The sequence below is a fragment of the Thermodesulfobacterium hydrogeniphilum genome, assembly GCF_000746255.1.
Classification (GTDB): Bacteria; Desulfobacterota; Thermodesulfobacteria; order Thermodesulfobacteriales; family Thermodesulfobacteriaceae; genus Thermodesulfobacterium; species Thermodesulfobacterium hydrogeniphilum.
Window position 1 is genome coordinate 230,167 of sequence record NZ_JQKW01000007.1, and the last position, 17,360, is coordinate 247,526.

At 30.0% G+C, this 17,360-nt stretch carries 22 protein-coding genes; 16 read left to right on the forward strand and 6 right to left on the reverse strand.

Going from position 1 to position 17,360, the window contains the following annotated elements; all coding sequences use genetic code 11:
• Nucleotides 1-5: 5 nt before the first annotated feature.
• From CC87_RS03460 to rlmB, 5 genes are all read left to right on the forward strand, one after another.
• Complete coding sequence (locus tag CC87_RS03460) at nt 6-650, forward strand: phosphatidylserine decarboxylase (protein ID WP_038056168.1); 645 nt, start codon at nt 6-8, stop codon at nt 648-650.
• Entirely contained in the window at nt 647-1,360 is a 714-nt protein-coding gene (gene pssA / locus CC87_RS03465; RefSeq protein WP_051920500.1) for a CDP-diacylglycerol--serine O-phosphatidyltransferase, read from the forward strand. Before CC87_RS03460 ends, pssA begins: the two co-directional genes overlap by 4 nt.
• Before the next feature lie 95 nt (nt 1,361-1,455).
• Nucleotides 1,456-1,737, forward strand: a complete 282-nt coding sequence (locus tag CC87_RS03470) for a DUF370 domain-containing protein (protein ID WP_038056169.1) — start codon at nt 1,456-1,458, stop codon at nt 1,735-1,737.
• Entirely contained in the window at nt 1,727-2,341 is a 615-nt protein-coding gene (gene gmk / locus CC87_RS03475) for a guanylate kinase (protein WP_038056172.1), read from the forward strand. The genes CC87_RS03470 and gmk overlap by 11 nt, the downstream gene beginning before the upstream one ends.
• Nucleotides 2,342-3,088 carry a 23S rRNA (guanosine(2251)-2'-O)-methyltransferase RlmB gene (gene rlmB, locus CC87_RS03480; RefSeq protein ID WP_038056174.1) on the forward strand — a complete coding sequence of 249 codons (747 nt, stop codon included), beginning with the start codon at nt 2,342-2,344 and terminating at the stop codon, nt 3,086-3,088. It begins immediately after the preceding gene.
• A 29-nt stretch (nt 3,089-3,117) separates the two neighbouring features.
• On the opposite strand, the gene CC87_RS03485 is transcribed toward rlmB, so the two are convergent.
• The 3 genes from CC87_RS03485 to CC87_RS03495 are packed head-to-tail and all read right to left on the reverse strand — an operon-like array spanning nt 3,118 to nt 4,708.
• Nucleotides 3,118-3,579: a hypothetical protein gene (locus CC87_RS03485; protein ID WP_038056176.1), complete on the reverse strand. Its 462-nt coding sequence runs from the start codon at nt 3,577-3,579 to the stop codon at nt 3,118-3,120.
• Nucleotides 3,549-4,184 carry a histidinol phosphate phosphatase domain-containing protein gene (locus CC87_RS03490; RefSeq protein ID WP_038056178.1) on the reverse strand — a complete coding sequence of 212 codons (636 nt, stop codon included), beginning with the start codon at nt 4,182-4,184 and terminating at the stop codon, nt 3,549-3,551. Before CC87_RS03490 ends, CC87_RS03485 begins: the two co-directional genes overlap by 31 nt.
• An 11-nt stretch (nt 4,185-4,195) precedes the next feature.
• Nucleotides 4,196-4,708 (reverse strand): bifunctional nuclease family protein, encoded by a 513-nt coding sequence (locus tag CC87_RS03495; RefSeq protein WP_038056180.1) that lies wholly within the window; start codon nt 4,706-4,708, stop codon nt 4,196-4,198.
• Between the two features lie 236 nt (nt 4,709-4,944).
• Between CC87_RS03495 and CC87_RS03500 the strand changes: the two genes are divergently transcribed.
• From CC87_RS03500 to CC87_RS03550, 11 genes are all read left to right on the forward strand, one after another.
• A complete protein-coding gene (locus CC87_RS03500) occupies nt 4,945-5,592 on the forward strand; it encodes a 4Fe-4S binding protein (RefSeq protein ID WP_051920502.1) in 648 nt (215 codons plus the stop codon).
• A gap of 13 nt (nt 5,593-5,605) precedes the next feature.
• The gene (locus CC87_RS03505; RefSeq protein ID WP_051920505.1) at nt 5,606-7,156 is read left to right on the forward strand and encodes a bifunctional aminoglycoside phosphotransferase/ATP-binding protein; all 1,551 of its coding nucleotides are present in this window, start codon (nt 5,606-5,608) and stop codon (nt 7,154-7,156) included.
• A gap of 101 nt (nt 7,157-7,257) precedes the next feature.
• On the forward strand, nt 7,258-7,548 hold the full coding sequence (groES, locus tag CC87_RS03510; protein ID WP_038056181.1) for a co-chaperone GroES: 291 nt from the start codon (nt 7,258-7,260) through the stop codon (nt 7,546-7,548).
• Between the two features lie 53 nt (nt 7,549-7,601).
• A complete protein-coding gene (gene groL, locus CC87_RS03515; RefSeq protein WP_038056182.1) occupies nt 7,602-9,218 on the forward strand; it encodes a chaperonin GroEL in 1,617 nt (538 codons plus the stop codon).
• Between the two features lie 216 nt (nt 9,219-9,434).
• Nucleotides 9,435-9,893: a lipopolysaccharide transport periplasmic protein LptA gene (lptA, locus tag CC87_RS03520; protein WP_038056183.1), complete on the forward strand. Its 459-nt coding sequence runs from the start codon at nt 9,435-9,437 to the stop codon at nt 9,891-9,893.
• A gap of 2 nt (nt 9,894-9,895) precedes the next feature.
• Entirely contained in the window at nt 9,896-10,612 is a 717-nt protein-coding gene (gene lptB, locus CC87_RS03525; protein ID WP_211248389.1) for an LPS export ABC transporter ATP-binding protein, read from the forward strand.
• 12 nt (nt 10,613-10,624) lie between these two features.
• Nucleotides 10,625-12,031, forward strand: coding sequence for an RNA polymerase factor sigma-54 (gene rpoN / locus CC87_RS03530; protein ID WP_038056185.1), 1,407 nt, complete (start codon nt 10,625-10,627; stop codon nt 12,029-12,031).
• 9 nt (nt 12,032-12,040) lie between these two features.
• The gene (locus tag CC87_RS03535) at nt 12,041-13,051 is read left to right on the forward strand and encodes a hypothetical protein (protein ID WP_038056187.1); all 1,011 of its coding nucleotides are present in this window, start codon (nt 12,041-12,043) and stop codon (nt 13,049-13,051) included.
• Nucleotides 13,048-13,794: a rhomboid family intramembrane serine protease gene (locus tag CC87_RS03540; RefSeq protein WP_038056189.1), complete on the forward strand. Its 747-nt coding sequence runs from the start codon at nt 13,048-13,050 to the stop codon at nt 13,792-13,794. Before CC87_RS03535 ends, CC87_RS03540 begins: the two co-directional genes overlap by 4 nt.
• Before the next feature lie 26 nt (nt 13,795-13,820).
• A complete protein-coding gene (locus tag CC87_RS03545; protein WP_211248390.1) occupies nt 13,821-14,645 on the forward strand; it encodes an SDH family Clp fold serine proteinase in 825 nt (274 codons plus the stop codon).
• A gap of 137 nt (nt 14,646-14,782) precedes the next feature.
• A complete protein-coding gene (locus CC87_RS03550; RefSeq protein ID WP_038056191.1) occupies nt 14,783-15,031 on the forward strand; it encodes an FmdB family zinc ribbon protein in 249 nt (82 codons plus the stop codon).
• Between the two features lie 2 nt (nt 15,032-15,033).
• On the opposite strand, the gene CC87_RS03555 is transcribed toward CC87_RS03550, so the two are convergent.
• From CC87_RS03555 to CC87_RS03565, 3 genes are read right to left on the reverse strand one after another with little or no spacing between them, the layout of a single operon-like run.
• Complete coding sequence (locus CC87_RS03555) at nt 15,034-15,660, reverse strand: tetratricopeptide repeat protein (RefSeq protein ID WP_038056193.1); 627 nt, start codon at nt 15,658-15,660, stop codon at nt 15,034-15,036.
• A 15-nt stretch (nt 15,661-15,675) separates the two neighbouring features.
• A complete protein-coding gene (locus CC87_RS03560) occupies nt 15,676-16,725 on the reverse strand; it encodes a DVU0298 family protein (RefSeq protein ID WP_038056195.1) in 1,050 nt (349 codons plus the stop codon).
• Nucleotides 16,712-17,320, reverse strand: coding sequence for a tetratricopeptide repeat protein (locus CC87_RS03565; protein ID WP_038056197.1), 609 nt, complete (start codon nt 17,318-17,320; stop codon nt 16,712-16,714). Before CC87_RS03565 ends, CC87_RS03560 begins: the two co-directional genes overlap by 14 nt.
• Nucleotides 17,321-17,360 lie beyond the last annotated feature (40 nt).

The window sequence follows — 17,360 nt, forward strand, 5'->3', positions numbered from 1 at the left end:
AAGTTATGATTCATAAAGAAGGTTATCCATGGGTTTTATATCCTTTGGTTTTTTCAGCAGGTTCTGCGATTTTGAAAAAGAAAAAAATAGCTCTGTTAGGATTAGCCATAAGCTCTTTAAATGCCTATTTTTTTAGAAATCCAAAAAGAGAGCCTATTTTTAATCCAGAGTTGATAATTTCTCCTGCTGATGGAAAAGTGGTTGTCTGTCAGATAGAAGAAAATTTAGAGTGGTATCCTGAACCTCTTTGGAGAATAGGTATATTTATGCGTATGTGGGATGTTCATATAAATAGAAGTCCTATTACAGGAAAAATATTGAAGATGAGTTATCTACAAGGAGAAAAAAATCCTGTTTTTAAAGATTCTGCTTTTCAAAAGAATGAAAAACAAATTTATTTAATAGAAAGAGAAGATAATATGCCTTTTTGGGTAATTCAAATAGCAGGGATAGTTGCAAGAAGAATAAAAAGTTTTGTTCTTCCAGGAGATGATTTAGTGGCAGGAGATCCTATAGGAATTATAAAATTCAGCTCAAGAGTAGAATTATTCTTCCCTGTAAAAGGTGCAGAAATTTATGTTAAAGAAGGGCACAAAGTTTTTGCAGGAGAAACTGTTTTAGGAAGATTACCTTTAAAGAAAAATCCATGATTTATCTTTTACCTAATATTTTTACTACTCTAAACATATTCTGTGGATATTTTTCTATTATTTCTACAATTAATGGAGATTTAGAAAAAGCAAGCTGGGCTATATTTTTGGCTATGGTTTTTGATATTTTTGATGGTCGTATTGCAAGATTTATTAAAAGAACTTCCAATTTTGGTTTGGAATATGATTCTCTATGTGATCTTGTATCTTTTGGGATAGCTCCATCTTTACTTATTTATCAATTTATTTTAAAGGATTTTGGGAAAGCAGGATGGTTAGCCTGCTTTCTTTATACAACCTGTGTAGCCTTAAGGTTAGCAAGATTTAATGTGAGGGCTTCCTCAGGATTAAGTTATTTTGAAGGGCTTCCTTCTCCAGCTGGTGCAGCTATTTTAGCTTCAGTAGTATTATTTTTTACTAAAACTTTTACAACCTTTTCTTATATTAATTGGATTGTTTTAATTTTAGTATATGTAGTTTCATATTTATTGGTTTCTCCGATACAGTATCCCAGTTTTAAAGAAATAAAAATAAAAAAGGCTCAAACTTTTTATTTTTTGGTGTTTTTTGTTATAGGATTTACTATAGTGGCTTCCCATCCTTCCACTACATTGTTAGTGATAATAACTTTTTATATTTTGTTAGGACCTTTTCTTTTTTTTAAAAATACAGGACTTAAGATTATTAAAAAGTTTAATAGAAAAAGTTAGAATTTTTGAGAAAAATTGACAAAATAAAAAATTGCTTTAAAATATTTATATTAAATTGGTTATAATTTGTTAAATTTCTTTAAAGGAGGAATAAAATGTCTTGCAGTTGTAAATTATTAAATATTGGTTTTGGTAATTTTGTAGTAGCAGACAGAATTATAGCTATTGTAAACCCCAATTCAGCTCCTATGAAGAGGCTTAAAGAAGAAGCTAAAGAAACAAAAAGATTAATTGATGCCACTCAAGGGCGTAAAACCAGATCTATTATAATAACAGATAGTAATCATGTTATTCTTTCTGCTATCCAGGCTGAAACTGTAGCTCAGAGATTAATGAGTGATACTTTAGAAAAGTTTGAAAAAGGTGATGAAGAATAATAATTTAATTATAATTGTTACAGGGCCTTCTGGAGTCGGTAAAAGCACACTTTTAAAAAATTTACCATCAGATAGGTTTTATTTTTCTGTTTCTCATACTACTCGTCCTCCAAGACCGGGGGAGGAACATGGGAAGCATTATTATTTTATAAGTAGAAAGGAATTTTTAGAAATGATAGAAAGAGATGAATTTTTAGAATGGGTAGAAGTTTTTGGCACATTTTATGGTACAGCCAAAAGTGAAATAGAAAGAGCTTTTTCTCAAAATAAACATTTAGTTTTAGATATAGAAGTCATAGGTGCTACAAGGCTTCGTTCTTATTTTGGTTCTCAAGCTATATTTATTTTTATTGCTCCTCCAGACTTAGAAGAACTTAAAGAACGTCTTATTAAAAGAGGAACAGAAACAGAAGAAACTCTTAAAGAACGTATAAAAAGAGCTAAAGAAGAACTTAAATTTGCCACTTGGTTTGATTATGTAATTATAAATGACGATTTAGAAAAAACTAAAAGGCAGTTTTTTTCTATTGTGGATTCAGAGCTTTGCAAACCATTTAGAAATGCTCAATGGAAAAATCTTTTAAATTCTTTTAACTTTATATAAATGGCTCGAATTATTTATGGTATAAATCCTGTCTTAGAAGCACTTAAATCACATCCTGAACTTATTGAAGAAATTTGGCTGGATAAAAAAACTTTATTAGGTAAAAAATATCAGATTTTAGAAAAGGCTAAAAAATTGGGTATTTCTGTAAAAATTATCTCCAAATCAGAATTTCGTCCTCCTAAATTAGGTCCTCATATCAATACCCAAGGGGTGGTAGCTTATTTGACTCATTTTAAATATGTAGATTTAGAGGATATTGTAAGAAATTGGGAAAAAAAGAAAGAAATACCTTTAATTTTGATTTTAGATGAGATAGAAGATCCTCAAAATGTAGGTTCTATTATAAGAAGTGCAGATGCCGGAGGAGTTCATGGTATTGTTATACCCAAAATAAGGAGTTGTGAAATAAATGAAACAGTTATAAAAGTTTCTTCAGGTTCTGCATTTAATATTCCTATAGCAAAGGTTACCAATCTTAAACATGCTATTTCATTTTTTAAAGAAAAAAATTTATGGATTTTAGGTCTCACTCATAAAACAGATCAAGTTTTATATCAATTAGATTTAAAAATTCCTTTAGCTTTAATTGTAGGCAATGAAAACAGGGGAATAAGAAAGACCATCTTAGAAAGCTGTGATTTTTTAGCAAAAATTCCTATGAAAGGGAAAATAGAAAGTCTAAATGTATCTATAGCTACTGCTGTTGCTATTTTTGAAGTTATTAGACAAAGAGAATTTTTTTAGCAGATTTACAATCTGCAGGTTTTTCCTTTTCAGCCCCCACTTAAATAAATAACAAGAATCTTTTTTTCTAAATCAGGTTTAAATTCTTTAGAAAATCCTGGACTGTAAGAAAGTATAACATCGTAAGTTGGTATAATGTCTTTTTCACCTTTTGTAATGTTAAAATTATAGAGATCTATAAGAGCAAAGGTTTTAAGGTTGGTTACAAGACCAAAATAAGGTAAAGGTTTAAAAAAGAGTCTTGCTAAAGCCAAGACACCTCTTTCAAAAAAACTTAATTTTTCCATAGGTTTGTAATCTACTAAAAAATAAACTTGATTGTTTTCTTTTATAATTAAAGAAATTTCTATAGTAAAATGCAAGTTATTATAAGAAAAAGAAATAATCTGATTTTCTAAGAAAGAATTTTCAGGATAACCTTTGGCTTTGAAGATTTCTTTTAAAAAAGAAACAGCTTTTTCTATAGAAAGCGTTTCTTTGCAATTTCCCATATTTTTTTTACTTCCTCTGATGTTAAGCCAGCACCTAAAGCAATTTTAAAAGCAAGATCCTTGGTAAGAAGATCAGAAGGACTATGAGCGTCTGAATTAATTACCAAGTTAGCTCCATATTTTTTGGCAAGATTTACCACATGTCCATTAGTAAAACTGTGTCCTTTTCTTCCTGAAATTTCCAAAAAGACACCTTTTTCTGCAGCTAATTTTACTTCTTCTTCTTTTATAAGACCAGGATGAGCTAAAATATCCGCTCCTCCCAAGATAGCAGAGAGATTGGTTCCTTCAGCTACAGGTTCTACTATAGTTTCACCATGAACCACTACAATTTCAGCCCCAGCTTTTCTACTTTCCTTAATAAGTTCTGGAATAAATTCTGGAGGAACATGAGTTAATTCTACTCCTGCTATAAGACGTGGGGTAAGTCCTTCAAAAGCTTTTTTTATTTTAAGAAGATTACCGATAATAAACTCAAAATTAGAATGATCAGCATGGTCTGTAATAGCAATAGCTGTGTAACCTAAAACCTTAACTCTTCTCCAAATTTCTGCTGGAATAAGTTCTCCATCGCTAAAAACTGAATGACAATGAAAATCAAACATTTATAAAATCCTTACATTTTGTATTTAAAATATTTAGGATCTAAATTTTCTAAAAGTTCTTTAAGTTTTTCTTTTTCCTGTTCAGTAGCTCCTACAATTTCTTTTTCTTTTTCAGCAGGTGTTTCTGAATAGAGTTGACTCTTCTTTAGAACTTCTTCATTAACAAAAATTTCTGCCCCTGTTCTTAAGGCTAAAGCCACTGCATCACTTGGTCTGGCGTCAATATCAATGGTTTTTCCTTCTATATTAATAGTAATAACAGCATAATAAGTATTATCTTTAAGATCCACGATTTCAATCTTAGGAATTTTTACTCCCAAAAAGTCAAAAATATTTTTCATTAAATCATGAGTAAGGGGTCTTGGAAACTGGATATTTTCTAATTTAGCAGCTATAGAAGTTGCTTCAAGAACACCTATCCAGATAGGAAGAATTCTATCCCCTTCAGCCTCCTTTAAAAGCATCACAGGGCTATTGGACATTGGATCCATAGCTATTCCATGTATAACCATTCTTATTTTCATCTAAAATCCCTCCTTTAATTTCCCTCCTTTTTATTTTAATTTTCTTATTTTAAATATGTTAAGTCCTAATCTAAAAATGTCAACATTAGAAAAAATAAGGATTTAAAAACTGCAAAGCTTTACACCTGAGATTTTTTTTGTTATAATTTTCTTATCTTGAAATTCATATAAAAATTAAAACTTAACATTTTATAAAAATGAATTTCCGAAATTATTCAAAAACAAATTATGTCAATATGAAAAAATTTTTTCAAGTTGATAAGGGTTTTGAGATTAAAGGATGTTTTGGTTTAAAAGGTTGTCCTAATGCAATTACTAAGTCAGAAAACTTAATAAAAAAATTCGAAGATATATTAATGAAAGAAAATATAACAGAGTTTTTAAAAACAAAAGTAAAAGGTCCGCTTAAAGTGCATCATAAGTTTAAAGTTGCTTTATCTGAGTGTCCTAACGGGTGTTCTCAGATCTATATTGCTGATTTTGCTTTACATGGTTTTTTGAAATTTGATGTAAAGGAAGAAATTTGTAACTTATGTGGAGCATGTATAGAGGTTTGTGAAGAAGAAGCTATAAAAATTGAAGAAAATAGATTAATTGTAGAAAATGAAAAATGTGTAGGTTGTGGAGCATGTGTAAGGGTTTGCCCTACAGGAGCTTTAAAGGAAAATTTCAAAGGATATAAAATTTATGTAGGAGGAAAGCTGGGAAGACATCCAAGATTAGCTACATTTTTAACAGTATTAGATAAAGAAGAAGATATTTTGAATATATTTAAAAAAGTTTTAAGGTTTTATAAAGATAAAAATATAAAAGGAGAGAGATTAGGGACTATAATAGAAAAAATGGGGTGGGAATCCTTTGTTAAGATTTTAGAAAACTATTAAAAGAGTTAGAAACATGAAAGAGTATTTATGGGATAAACTTATAAATTTGAATTCTTTTCCTTTTAAAATTGAAGATTTTAAAGTGGTGCAAACTCACATTTCATATGTATTTATTACAGATTTCTATGTTTATAAAATCAAAAAGCCTGTTAATTTTGGCTTTCTTGATTTTACAACCTTAGAGAAAAGAAAATATTTTTGTGAAAGAGAAGTAGAACTTAACAGAAGACTTTGTCCAGATCTTTATTTAGGAGTAGTTCCTGTTACTAAAAGTGATGGAATATATAAATTTGAAGGAGATGGAGAAATTGTAGAATATGCTGTAAAAATGAAAAAGCTTCCTGAAAACGGAATGATGTCTCCACTTTTAGAAGAGGGAAAGATTACAGAAAAACATATAGATTTAATAAATAATGTTTTAGTCCCTTTTTATAAAAAAGCAGAAACAGGAGAAAGAGTTAACATTTACGGAAGTATTGAAACTGTCAGTTATAATACTAATGAAAATTTTGAACAAACTAAAGATTTTGTTGGAATAGCTATTTCAGAAGATAAATATGAGTATATAGTTAATTACACTAAGCAATTTATTCAGAATAATAAAGAACTTTTTGAAAAAAGAATAAAAGAAGGGTATATAAGAGATGGGCATGGTGATCTTTATTCAGCTAACATTTGTTTTGATGATTTAAAAAGAGTTTATATTTTTGATTGCATAGAATTTAATGAAAGGTTTAGATGTGGAGATGTTTGTTCTGATATTGCTTTTCTTGCTATGGATTTAGATTATCATAGATTCAGAGATTTATCTAATTATTTTATAACAAACTATGTTGAACAAAGCGGAGACAGAGATTTATCAAAACTATTAAATTTTTATAAATGTTATAGAGCTTATGTAATAGGGAAAATTGGTTGTTTTACCTACGCTTCTTCTGAAGTTCCTGAAGAAAAAAGGAGAGAAGCTTTAGAATCTGCTAAGAGATATTTTGATTTGGCTTACTTATATGCTGGTGGTATTCCTAAAATAATTATATTTATTGGACTTTCAGGGACAGGAAAAAGTTATTTAGCTCAAAAACTCTTGCAAGAAAGACCAGCAGTTTATATAGCTTCTGATATTATTCGTAAAAAACTTGCTAATTTGGATCTTGATAAACATTATTATGCAGATTTTGAAAAAGGGATTTATACTCCTGAAATGACAGAAAAGACTTATAAAAAGATGATTGAAATTGCTAAAGAAGAAATATCTTATGGAAGAGATGTTATTTTAGATGCTACTTTTAGAAATAAAAAATATAGAAATTTAATCAAAAAAGAATTTAAAAATACAAGAACTAAATTATACTGGATATGGTGTCAGGCTGATGATGAGGTAATAAAGGAAAGAATATTTAAAAGAAAAGAAGAAAAGAGCTATTCAGATGCCCTTTGGGAGATCTATTTATCTCAAAAGAAGAAATTCAAAGAGCCTTTAGAGTGTGAAAATCTTTTAATTCTCAATACTTCAGAATCAGCAGAAATTCTTATAAATCAGATTTTAAAATTTTTAAAAAATTAAATCATTAACTCCTTGTCTTTTTAAAAGTAATGATTATTTTTTTTCCTAACTTAATTCAAGCAAATTAAATATAAATTAAATCAAAGGAGGGAGGTGGAGGTATGAAGATCAGACCTTTATATGATCGTATTTTAGTTCAGCGTATTGAAGAGGAACAGAGAACTGAGTCAGGAATTATTATCCCTGATACAGCTAAGGAAAAGCCCATTATGGGTAAAGTTGTAGCTGTAGGAGAGGGTAGGTTATTAGAAAATGGACAAAAACAGCCTTTAACTGTTAAAGAAGGAGATAAAATCCTTTTTAGCAAATATGCTGGTACTGAAATAAAAATTAAAGGGGAAGAATATCTTATTATGAGAGAAGATGATGTATTGGCTATTATTGAAGACTAATTTTTAGAAAATTTTAAAAAATAAAAAATAATTTTAAAAGGAGGTGGAAGGATATGGCTGCGAAGGAAATTATTTATGGGGCTAATACCAGAGAGAAGATTTTGAGCGGAGTTAATAAGTTGGCTGATGCTGTAAAAGTAACTCTGGGGCCTAAAGGAAGAAATGTAATTTTAGAAAGATCTTTTGGTTCTCCTTTAATTACAAAAGACGGTGTTACAGTTGCTAAGGAAATAGAATTAGAAGATAAATTTGAAAATATGGGTGCTCAGATGGTAAAAGAAGTTGCTTCTAAGACCAGTGATGTTGCTGGAGATGGAACAACTACAGCTACAGTGCTTGCTCAGGCTATTTTTCAGGAGGGAATTAAATTAGTAGCTGCTGGAATTAATCCCATGGCTATTAAACGTGGAATTGATAAAGCTGTAGACGCTGTTGTAAAAGAGCTTGAGAAAATTGCTCAGCCCTGCAAGTCTCGTCAGGAAATAGCTCAGGTAGCTACTATTTCTGCTAACAACGATGCCACTATTGGTAATCTTATTGCTGATGCTATGGATAAAGTAGGGAAAGAAGGTGTTATTACAGTTGAAGAATCTAAAGGTTTAGAAACATATTTAGAAGTAGTAGAAGGAATGCAGTTTGATCGTGGATATATTTCTCCTTATTTTGTAACTGATGCTGAAAAAATGGAATGTATTTTAGAAGATCCTTATATTTTAGTTTATGACAAAAAGATTAGTGCTATGAAAGATTTATTGCCACTTCTTGAGCAAATAGCTCGTGCTGGAAAACCACTTTTGATTATTGCTGAGGATGTAGAAGGAGAAGCTTTAGCTACTTTAGTAGTAAACAAACTTAGAGGCGTTTTAAATTGCTGCGCTGTAAAAGCTCCTGGTTTTGGTGAAAGAAGAAAAGCCATGCTCCAGGATATAGCAATACTTACTGGTGGAAGTTTTGTATCTGAAGAGCTTGGAATGAAGCTTGAGAATGTTCAGTTAAAAGATCTTGGAAAAGCAAGAAGAGTAGTAGTTACCAAGGAAACCACCACTATAATTGATGGTGCTGGTAAAAAAGAAGATATTGAAGCTCGTATTAAACAGATCCGTGCTCAGATTGAAGAAACAACTTCTGATTATGACAGAGAAAAACTTCAGGAAAGACTTGCTAAATTAGTAGGTGGAGTAGCTGTTATATATGTAGGAGCTGCTACTGAAACAGAAATGAAAGAAAAGAAAGCCAGAGTGGAAGATGCTCTTAATGCTACCAAAGCTGCTGTAGAAGAAGGAATTGTTCCTGGAGGTGGAACAGCTTATATTAGATGTTTACCAGTACTTGATGATCTAAAACTTGAAGAAGATGAAAAATATGGAGTAGAAATTATTAAAAAGGCTTTAGAAGCTCCTCTCCGTCAGATTGCTGCTAATGCCGGATATGAAGGATCTATCATTGTTGAAAAAGTAAAAAACGAAAAAGAAAATATAGGTTTTAATGCAGCTACAGGAGAATTTGAAGACTTGGTAAAAGCTGGAGTAATTGATCCTAAGAAAGTGAGCCGTTGTGCTTTACAAAATGCAGCTTCAGTAGCTGGATTACTCTTAACCACTGAAGCTATGGTAGCTGAAAAACCCAAAAAAGAAGAAAAAACACCTCCTATGCCAGGAGGAGAATTCTAAAATAAAAAAAGGGGGCTTTAAGCCCCCTTTTTTATTTTTCAAATTTAATTTATATTCGTAAAATCTCAAAAGAATTTTCAAATTTTTCTGTTTTTAATTATAATCTATCACTTGCAGTAAAAGCAATTCTTTGATAAGATTTAAAGCCTTGTTTAAATAATAAAGATGGTTTATATTTTTGATATATAACATTTTTAAAAACCAAAGGTTTAAAAGATGAAAAGAGCAGTTTTAACTTTTTTGATTATAATTATTTTTAACATTACTTTGGCTTTGGCTGCTTCAGAAATTAATATCACCTCTAATAAAATGGAGGTTTTTGAAAGCGAAGGATTAGCAGTTTTTACAGGAAAAGTTTTCGCTATTAAAAAAGACTTAAAAGTCTGGTGCGATAAAATGTATGTTTATTATGAGAATCAGAAAGGTAAAAAGGTAGTTAATAAGATAATAGCCTTAGGTAGAGTTGTTATAGAAAAGGGTAAGTGGAAAGCTTATGCAGATAAAGCGGTTTATTTCAAAAAACAGGAAAAACTGGTTTTAGAAGATAATCCTAAGGTATGGCGTGATAAAAATTTAATAGAAGGTGATATAGTAATAATTTATTTCAACGAAGATAAAAGTGAGGTTTTAGCAAAGGAACAGGGCAGAGTTAGAACAATGATTTATCTTAAATAGCCATGTTAAAAGCTGAAAATTTAAAAAAAATTTTTAAAAACAGAGAAATTGTTAAAGGTATTACTATAGAAGTAAATAAAGGAGAGATTATAGGACTTTTAGGCCCCAACGGAGCAGGGAAGACTACTTCCTTTTACATGATTGCTGGATTTTTAAAGCCTGATAATGGAAAAATCTGGTTTGGAAAAGAAGAAATTACAAATTTAGATGTTTCAGAAAGAGCACAAAAAGGTATTATCTATTTACCTCAAGAAACTTCTGTATTCAGGAAACTTACAGTTTTAGAAAATTTTAAAATAGTTATAGAAAAAATAGAAAAAAAGACCAAAGAACTGGAAGAAAAATTAGAATATTACATAGAACTATTCAATTTAAAGGAAATTTTAGATCAAAAAGCTTACACTTTATCAGGTGGACAGAAAAGAAAAGTGGAGATAGTAAGAGCTCTTCTGATAGAACCTCAGTTTATTCTTTTAGATGAACCTTTTGCAGGTATAGATCCTATTGGTATTTCTCAACTGAAAGAAATTTTTCAAACTCTTAAAAATAAAGGTATAGGACTTTTGATTTCTGATCATAATGTAAGAGATACTTTAAAAATATGTGATAGAGGTTATGTTATTGCCGAGGGTGAAATTATTGGAGAGGGAACCCCCCAACATATTTTAGAAAATACATTGGTCCAAGAAAAATACTTGGGTGAAAAGTTTGTAATATAGAGATATAAAAATATGATAGAACTAAAAAATCAATTAAAAATAACTCCTCAACTGATTTTAACCCCTCAATTAAAGCTTATTTTAAAAGTATTGCAATTAAATACCTTAGAATTAGAGGAATTTTTACAAGAGGAAGCTCAAATTAATCCTTTTTTAGAATTGGAATATAAAGATTTGCCAGAGAATATATTTTCAAAAAAATTAGATTTTAAGGAAGAGATTAGATTAAATGATGAAATAGATTTGAATAATGAAGAGTTTATAGAAAGATCTTTACATTTTTTTGAACCTCCTTCAGAAGAACCTCCTATTTGGGAGAAAACCTTAAAGGTAGAGGAAAAGCTCACAGATTATTTATTATGGCAAATTCGTCTTAAAGAGCTTTCCTCTAAGGATTATGAAATAGCTCAGCATATTATAGGCAATCTTGATGAAAAAGGATATTTAACTCTTACTTCTAAAGAAATAGCTCAGGAATTACATGTTTCGGAAGAAAAAGTAGAAAAGATTAGAAATATTGTAAAATTTTTGGACCCTGTGGGTGTAGCATCTTATAATCTAAAAGAATGTTTGCTTACTCAATTAGAGTTTCTTGGTTATTTTTCTGATTCACTGCCTTATATTTTGGTGAAACAACATTTAGAAGAAATTCCAAAAGGTGTAGAATATCTGAGTCAAAATTATGGATTTAGTCCAGAGGAGATAGAAAATGCTTTAGAGATTATTAGACAATTAGAGCCTTATCCAGCGCGCAATTATTTTTTAGAACCTACACTTTATATAGAACCTGATCTTATCTTTTATAAACAAGATAATAAATGGAAAGTAGAAGTGATTAAAGAGAAGAATTTTTCAATAAAATTGAATAGTTATTATAAAGATTATTTAAAAATAAAAAAGAAATCTGAAGAAACAAAGAAACTGAAACAATTTTTAAGGAAAAAATTAAGAGATGCAGAGAATTTACTAAAGGCTCTGGATAGCAGATATTCCAGTCTTTATAAAGTTGGAGAGGCTATTTTAAAACATCAATGTGAATTTTTAGAAAAAGGTATAAAACATCTTAAGCCTTTAACTTTGAAAATAATAGCAGAAGAAACAGGTTTACATGAATCAACTGTAAGCAGAATCATAGCTCATAAATATGTTCAAACACCTAATGGTGTTTATTCTTTGAAGTTTTTCTTTTCAACAGGTTATGAATCCTCTCAAGGTAATGTTTTATCTTCTAAGGCTGTAAAAGATTATATTAAAGAGATAATAGATAAAGAGGATCCTAAGAAACCTTTAAGTGATAATACCATAGCCAAAATTTTAAAAGAAAAATATGGAATAAAAATAGCTCGTAGAACAGTTACTAAATATAGAGAAGAAATGCAGATCCCTTCTATTAGAGAGAGAAAACTAAAAATCAAATAAGGAGTTTTTATGCCTTTTTTAGCCTTTGATTGTGAAGGACCTTTAACTCTTAATGATAATGCTTTTGAATATTGTAAAGCTATTATACCCAAAGGTGATTATTTTTTTAAACAAATTTCCCGTTTTGATGACTATTTAGCTGATATTAAGAAAAAAGAGGGATATAAAGCAGGAGATACTTTAAAACTTATTTTACCTTTTTTGAAACTATTTGGAGCTAATAATAAAAGTTTAAGAGAATTCTCTAAAAAAACTTTGATATTTCTACCTAAAATTCCTGAAAATTTACCCAAGCTTAATAAAATTTTGCCTACCTTTATAATTAGCACAAGCTATAAACCTTATTTGGAAGCTTTAGCAGAGGTTACAAATTTTCCCATGGATCATATTTTTTGTACTGAAATAGATTTTGATAAAGTTAAACTTTCTTCTGAAGAAGCTAAAATTTTAAAAAAGCTTTATGAGGAAATTATAAGTTTACCAGAGATAGATTTTCCAAAAGATGCCACTTTACCTTCTGATTTACCTTTAGATTTATTAAGTATTTTAGACCGTTTAGAGGAGATATTTTTTAATATAATATGGAATTTAGATATAGGAATTTTTTTAAGGGAGGTAAATCCTATAGGAGGCTCAGAAAAAGCAAAAGCCTGTGAGATGATCTCAAAAGAACTTTCTATTCCTTTTTCTGAAGGGTTTTATACAGGAGATAGTATTACAGATATGCAAGCTTTGAATTTAATTAAGGAAAATAAAGGAGTGGCATTGTCTTTTAATGGAAATAGATATGCTCTAAGAAGCGCAGAATTTTATGCTCTTTCAAGAGAAGGATCTTTATTTTTGGATCTGGCAAAGATATTTTTAGAGAAAGGAAAAGAGGGATTAGAAAAATATGAAAATTTTGAGGAATACGAATTTGGTAAAATTCCAGAGGATCTAAAAGTATTTGAAAAATTGGTGGAAAAGAGTGAAAATTTCAGAAAGAAAGTAAGAGGAGAAATAATAGGAGGCCTTGGATGATACCACTACAGGATATTTTACCTCGTAGAAATCCTCCTATAATGACTTGGTTGTTAATTTTTGCTAATATAATAGTTTTTTTTTATGAACTTTCTCTTTCTTCTTTAGAAAGAGAATTTTTTTTTAGAACATGGGGTTTCATTCCAGCCAGATTTTTTAATCATTATTTTTCAGCTTTATTAGGAGATCCCTTTTATCAAAAATATCTTACTCTTTTTACTCATCTTTTTATTCATGGAGGTTGGCTTCATCTTATAGGAAATATGTGGACTTTATGGATTTTTGGAGATAATGTAGAGGATCGTTTGGGACCTTTTAGATTTCTCATATTTTATCTTTTTTGTGGAATTTTTGCTACTTTATTTCATGCTTTTATTTACAAAAACTCTGTTACACCTTTAATAGGTGCTTCTGGAGCTATTTCTGGTGTAATGGGTGCCTATTTTATTATGTATCCCTTGGCAAGAATTGTAATTTTGGTGCCTATTTTCTTTTTTCCTTTATTTTTTGAGATCCCAGCATTTTTATACTTGGGATACTGGCTTTTAATACAGTTATATAGTGGACTTTTTGCTTTAGCTTTACCTGACAGTTTTGGAGGTATAGCTTGGTTTGCTCATTTGGGAGGTTTTATTTTCGGAGCTTTGGGATATAAATTTTTCTGCAAAAAAAAATGTAGATTTTACCAAGATGAATATGGTATTTTTGGTTCTTTCTTTGGAATAGATAGATGGAATAGATAAAAAGACTAAAAGGGGGAAAATAAAGTATGATAGGATGGGGAGATTTATTTTGGATTTTATTTTTAGCTATGGCAATGCAACCTTTTTTAAGACAGAAATTTTTAGAATTAGCCCGTCAAAAGGCTATAGAACAAATAGAAAAGAAAAGAGGCTCAAGGGTTATTTTATTGATTCATCGTCAGGAAACTATGAGTTTATTGGGTTTCCCAATTATGAAATTTATAGATATTAATGACTCTGAAGAGGTAATAAGAGCTATACATCTTACGGATAAAGATGTACCTATTGATATAATTTTACATACTCCAGGTGGATTAGTGTTAGCAGCTTTACAGATAGCCTTAGCCATAAAAAAACATCCTGCCAAAGTAACAGCTTTTATCCCTCATTATGCTATGAGCGGAGGGACTCTTATTGCTCTTGCCTGTGATGAGATTATCATGGATGAACATGCAGTTCTTGGACCTGTAGATCCTCAATTAGGACAATATCCTGCGGCTTCAATCTTAAGAGCTGTTAAAAGAAAATCTATAGAACATGTGGAGGATCAAACTTTAATATTAGCAGATGTAGCTGAAATGGCTTTAAAACAAATGAAAGAAAATCTTAAACTTATTCTGGATAATAAATATTCTCCAGAAAAAATTGAAGAATTGGCAGACATTTTATCTCAGGGACATTTTACACATGATTATCCTATTACTTATGAAGAAGCCAAAAAACTTGGTTTGCCTGTAAGTAAAGATATGCCTATAGAAATTTATCAATTAATGAAACTTTTTCCTCAGCCATTAAGACAAACTCCTTCTGTAGAATATATTCCTTTACCTAAGAAAGGAACAAATAAATAAATTACCTCTTTACACCTCGGAGGTGTAAAAGGTGTAATGGTAGTGTATACTTGACAGAATTTGAAAGTTTGAGTATATAATATTAAATTGTTTATATTTGATTTAGAAAATAAAATGCTTTGGAAAGGGGAGTAATTATGCCTATTTATGAATTTAAATGTCAGGATTGCGGAAAAGAATTTGAGGTTTATCTTAAAAATAAAGATGAAATATCCCAAGTAACCTGTCCTGATTGTAAAAGTAAAAATATAAATCGTCTTATGAGTGTGGTAAATGCTATTGTTAGTGATTCAGGAGGTTCTTCTGATAAGCCTAATTTAGTAGAAAGTCACAAATGTGAAACTGGCACTTGCGCGATAGGTGAACTTCCAGGTTATAGTAGATAAAATTAAATTTTTTCTTGCATTTCTTTTTCTAATTCTTTTAAGCCTTTTTTAACAATTTCAGATAATTCTCCTGCTCCCATACCTTTATATATTTTATAAGCTATTTCTAAAGCTTCTTTTGCTGTTTGATAATCTTTTTTATATCTTGATACTTCTCCTATTCCTACAAGGGCTCTGGCAGCTCTATGTGCATCATTATATTTTTCCCCTATCTCTAAAAGTCTATACAAATAAGGAAGCATTTTGTCATATTCTTTTTTTTCTTTGTATACAAATACTATCTTTTCAGCTATAATAGCAGTGCTAATTTCATCATCAAAATTTTCGCAAATATCCAAACAGGCTTTATAAACTTTCAAAGCTTTTTCTATATTACCTCTTGAGTGATATAAATCTCCTAAAAAGTCTAAAATATTGGCTATTTCTTTATAAGCAAGGTCTTTATAATTTTCAACTTTTTGGAAAAGGGCTAAAGCTTCTTCTAATAAGGTTATTGTGTCTACTATTTTTCCTTCTCTCCAGAATTTATAAGCCTTTAGACAAATTTCATAAGCTGGTTTTAACTCTTCTGGAATGTCAGGTTTTAGTGTAAAAAAATCCTTTTTATCTTCCAGAAGTTTTTTTTCCATTTTAGGTCTCCTAAATTAGAATTTTTTAAGTAGATCTTTTAAAAATACAGTTTCAAAATTATAAGTTTTGTAATTAAAAAGCTTGAAGCTCTTTTCTGGATCAATCTTATCAAAATAAGATTTTATCTCAGGGCTTTTAAGATTGTAGAATATTAGCAGAATAAGACCTTGAATTTCTGATGATGCACCTTCTAAGTAATTTAATAGTTTTAGATAGCTATGTTGTTTTAAAAGATGAGGACTTTTTTCAGAGATTCTATAAAGTGCATACAATACATAAGGTCTATATTCTGGAAATTCTATAAAAGCGAGCAGATTTTTTATAAAGAAAGAATATCTATCTTTGGTGTTTCTTATAATTTCTCCAGCAGCTTCTAAAGCTCCCCAGGCAGAAGAAGCAGAATCTGCTGCTGAATAAATAAGTCTTTTTAAAAGTTCTAAAACTTTTTCAGGACGAATTTTTACAAGTTTTTCAGAAACTAATCCTATAATAACTGAAACTTTTTTTCTAAAAACTGGGTCAGGATGATATAAAAATTTTTGTAGAACATTTAAATTAAGAGGTTCGGCTAAGATATAACTGAATAAAAGATTTAAATTATTCTGATTAATAAGCTCTTCTAATTCTTTTTTGCTGAGCTTTCTTTTTTCAACTTTAGGTAAATCTGGCTCTTCTTTTTGAAGAAGTTTTTTTATTTTAGGTTCTCGAGTTTCTCTTAGATCATCAGAAAGTTTAATAAAACAAAGAGCACTTCTGAAAAGTCTTTTACCGTAAGAAGATTCTGGTAAAATGGTATGAGTTTTTAAATCATAGTTTTCTATCCAGATTTCTTTATAATCTTCATCAGGTATTAAATCCCAAGCAAGTTCCCAATCACCTGCACAAGCAATCAAAAGGGCTTCTACAAAAGCAGCGCCGCGATTATGTCCTGTAACATCGCACACATAAACACTACCACATTCACATATACCAGCTTCCAAATCTGAAAATCCTATAGCTAAAAAGGTTGGTTTAGCTATAGGTTTTCCGCAAAAAGGACAGGTTGGTATCTTAGGAATCCTCATTTACCAACCTTTCAAACTCAGGATTTACAGAGTATCCTAAGGATTTAGCTTGAGCAATATTCTTTTTAGCCTCTTCTATATTTCCCAGATGATAATAAGCTACTGCTAAATTATTATAAATAGTTCCCATTTGAGGAGCAAGGCTTTTAGCTTTTTCTAAGGCTGAAATAGCTTCTTTATATTGTCCTTTTTCTATCAGAATTGTAGAAAGATTTACCCAAGCAGCAGGATCATCTTTTTTTAATTCTATAGCTTTTTTATAACACTTTTCTGCTTCTTCTAAATTACCTAATTGAAATTCAACAAGTCCAAGATTTATCCAGGCTTCTACAGATTTAGGATAAAATTTAAGGGTAAAAGTAAAAGCCTTTTTAGCTTCTTCAATTTCTCCTTCCTGAGCCAAGATAATTCCTAAGTTTATCATAGCTTCAAAATGGTAAGGATCAATCTTAAGCACGCGTTTGAAAGCCTCTTTAGCCTCTTGAAATTTTCCCAAATTAAAGTAAGCTATAGCTAACTTGTGTTGTGCAAATGGAGAATGGGGGTGTTCTTTGGCTTCTTTTTCTAAAGTTTTTAAAATTTCTTCTGTTATCATAAAAACCTCCTGTTAGATATTAATAAAAGATACCATTAAA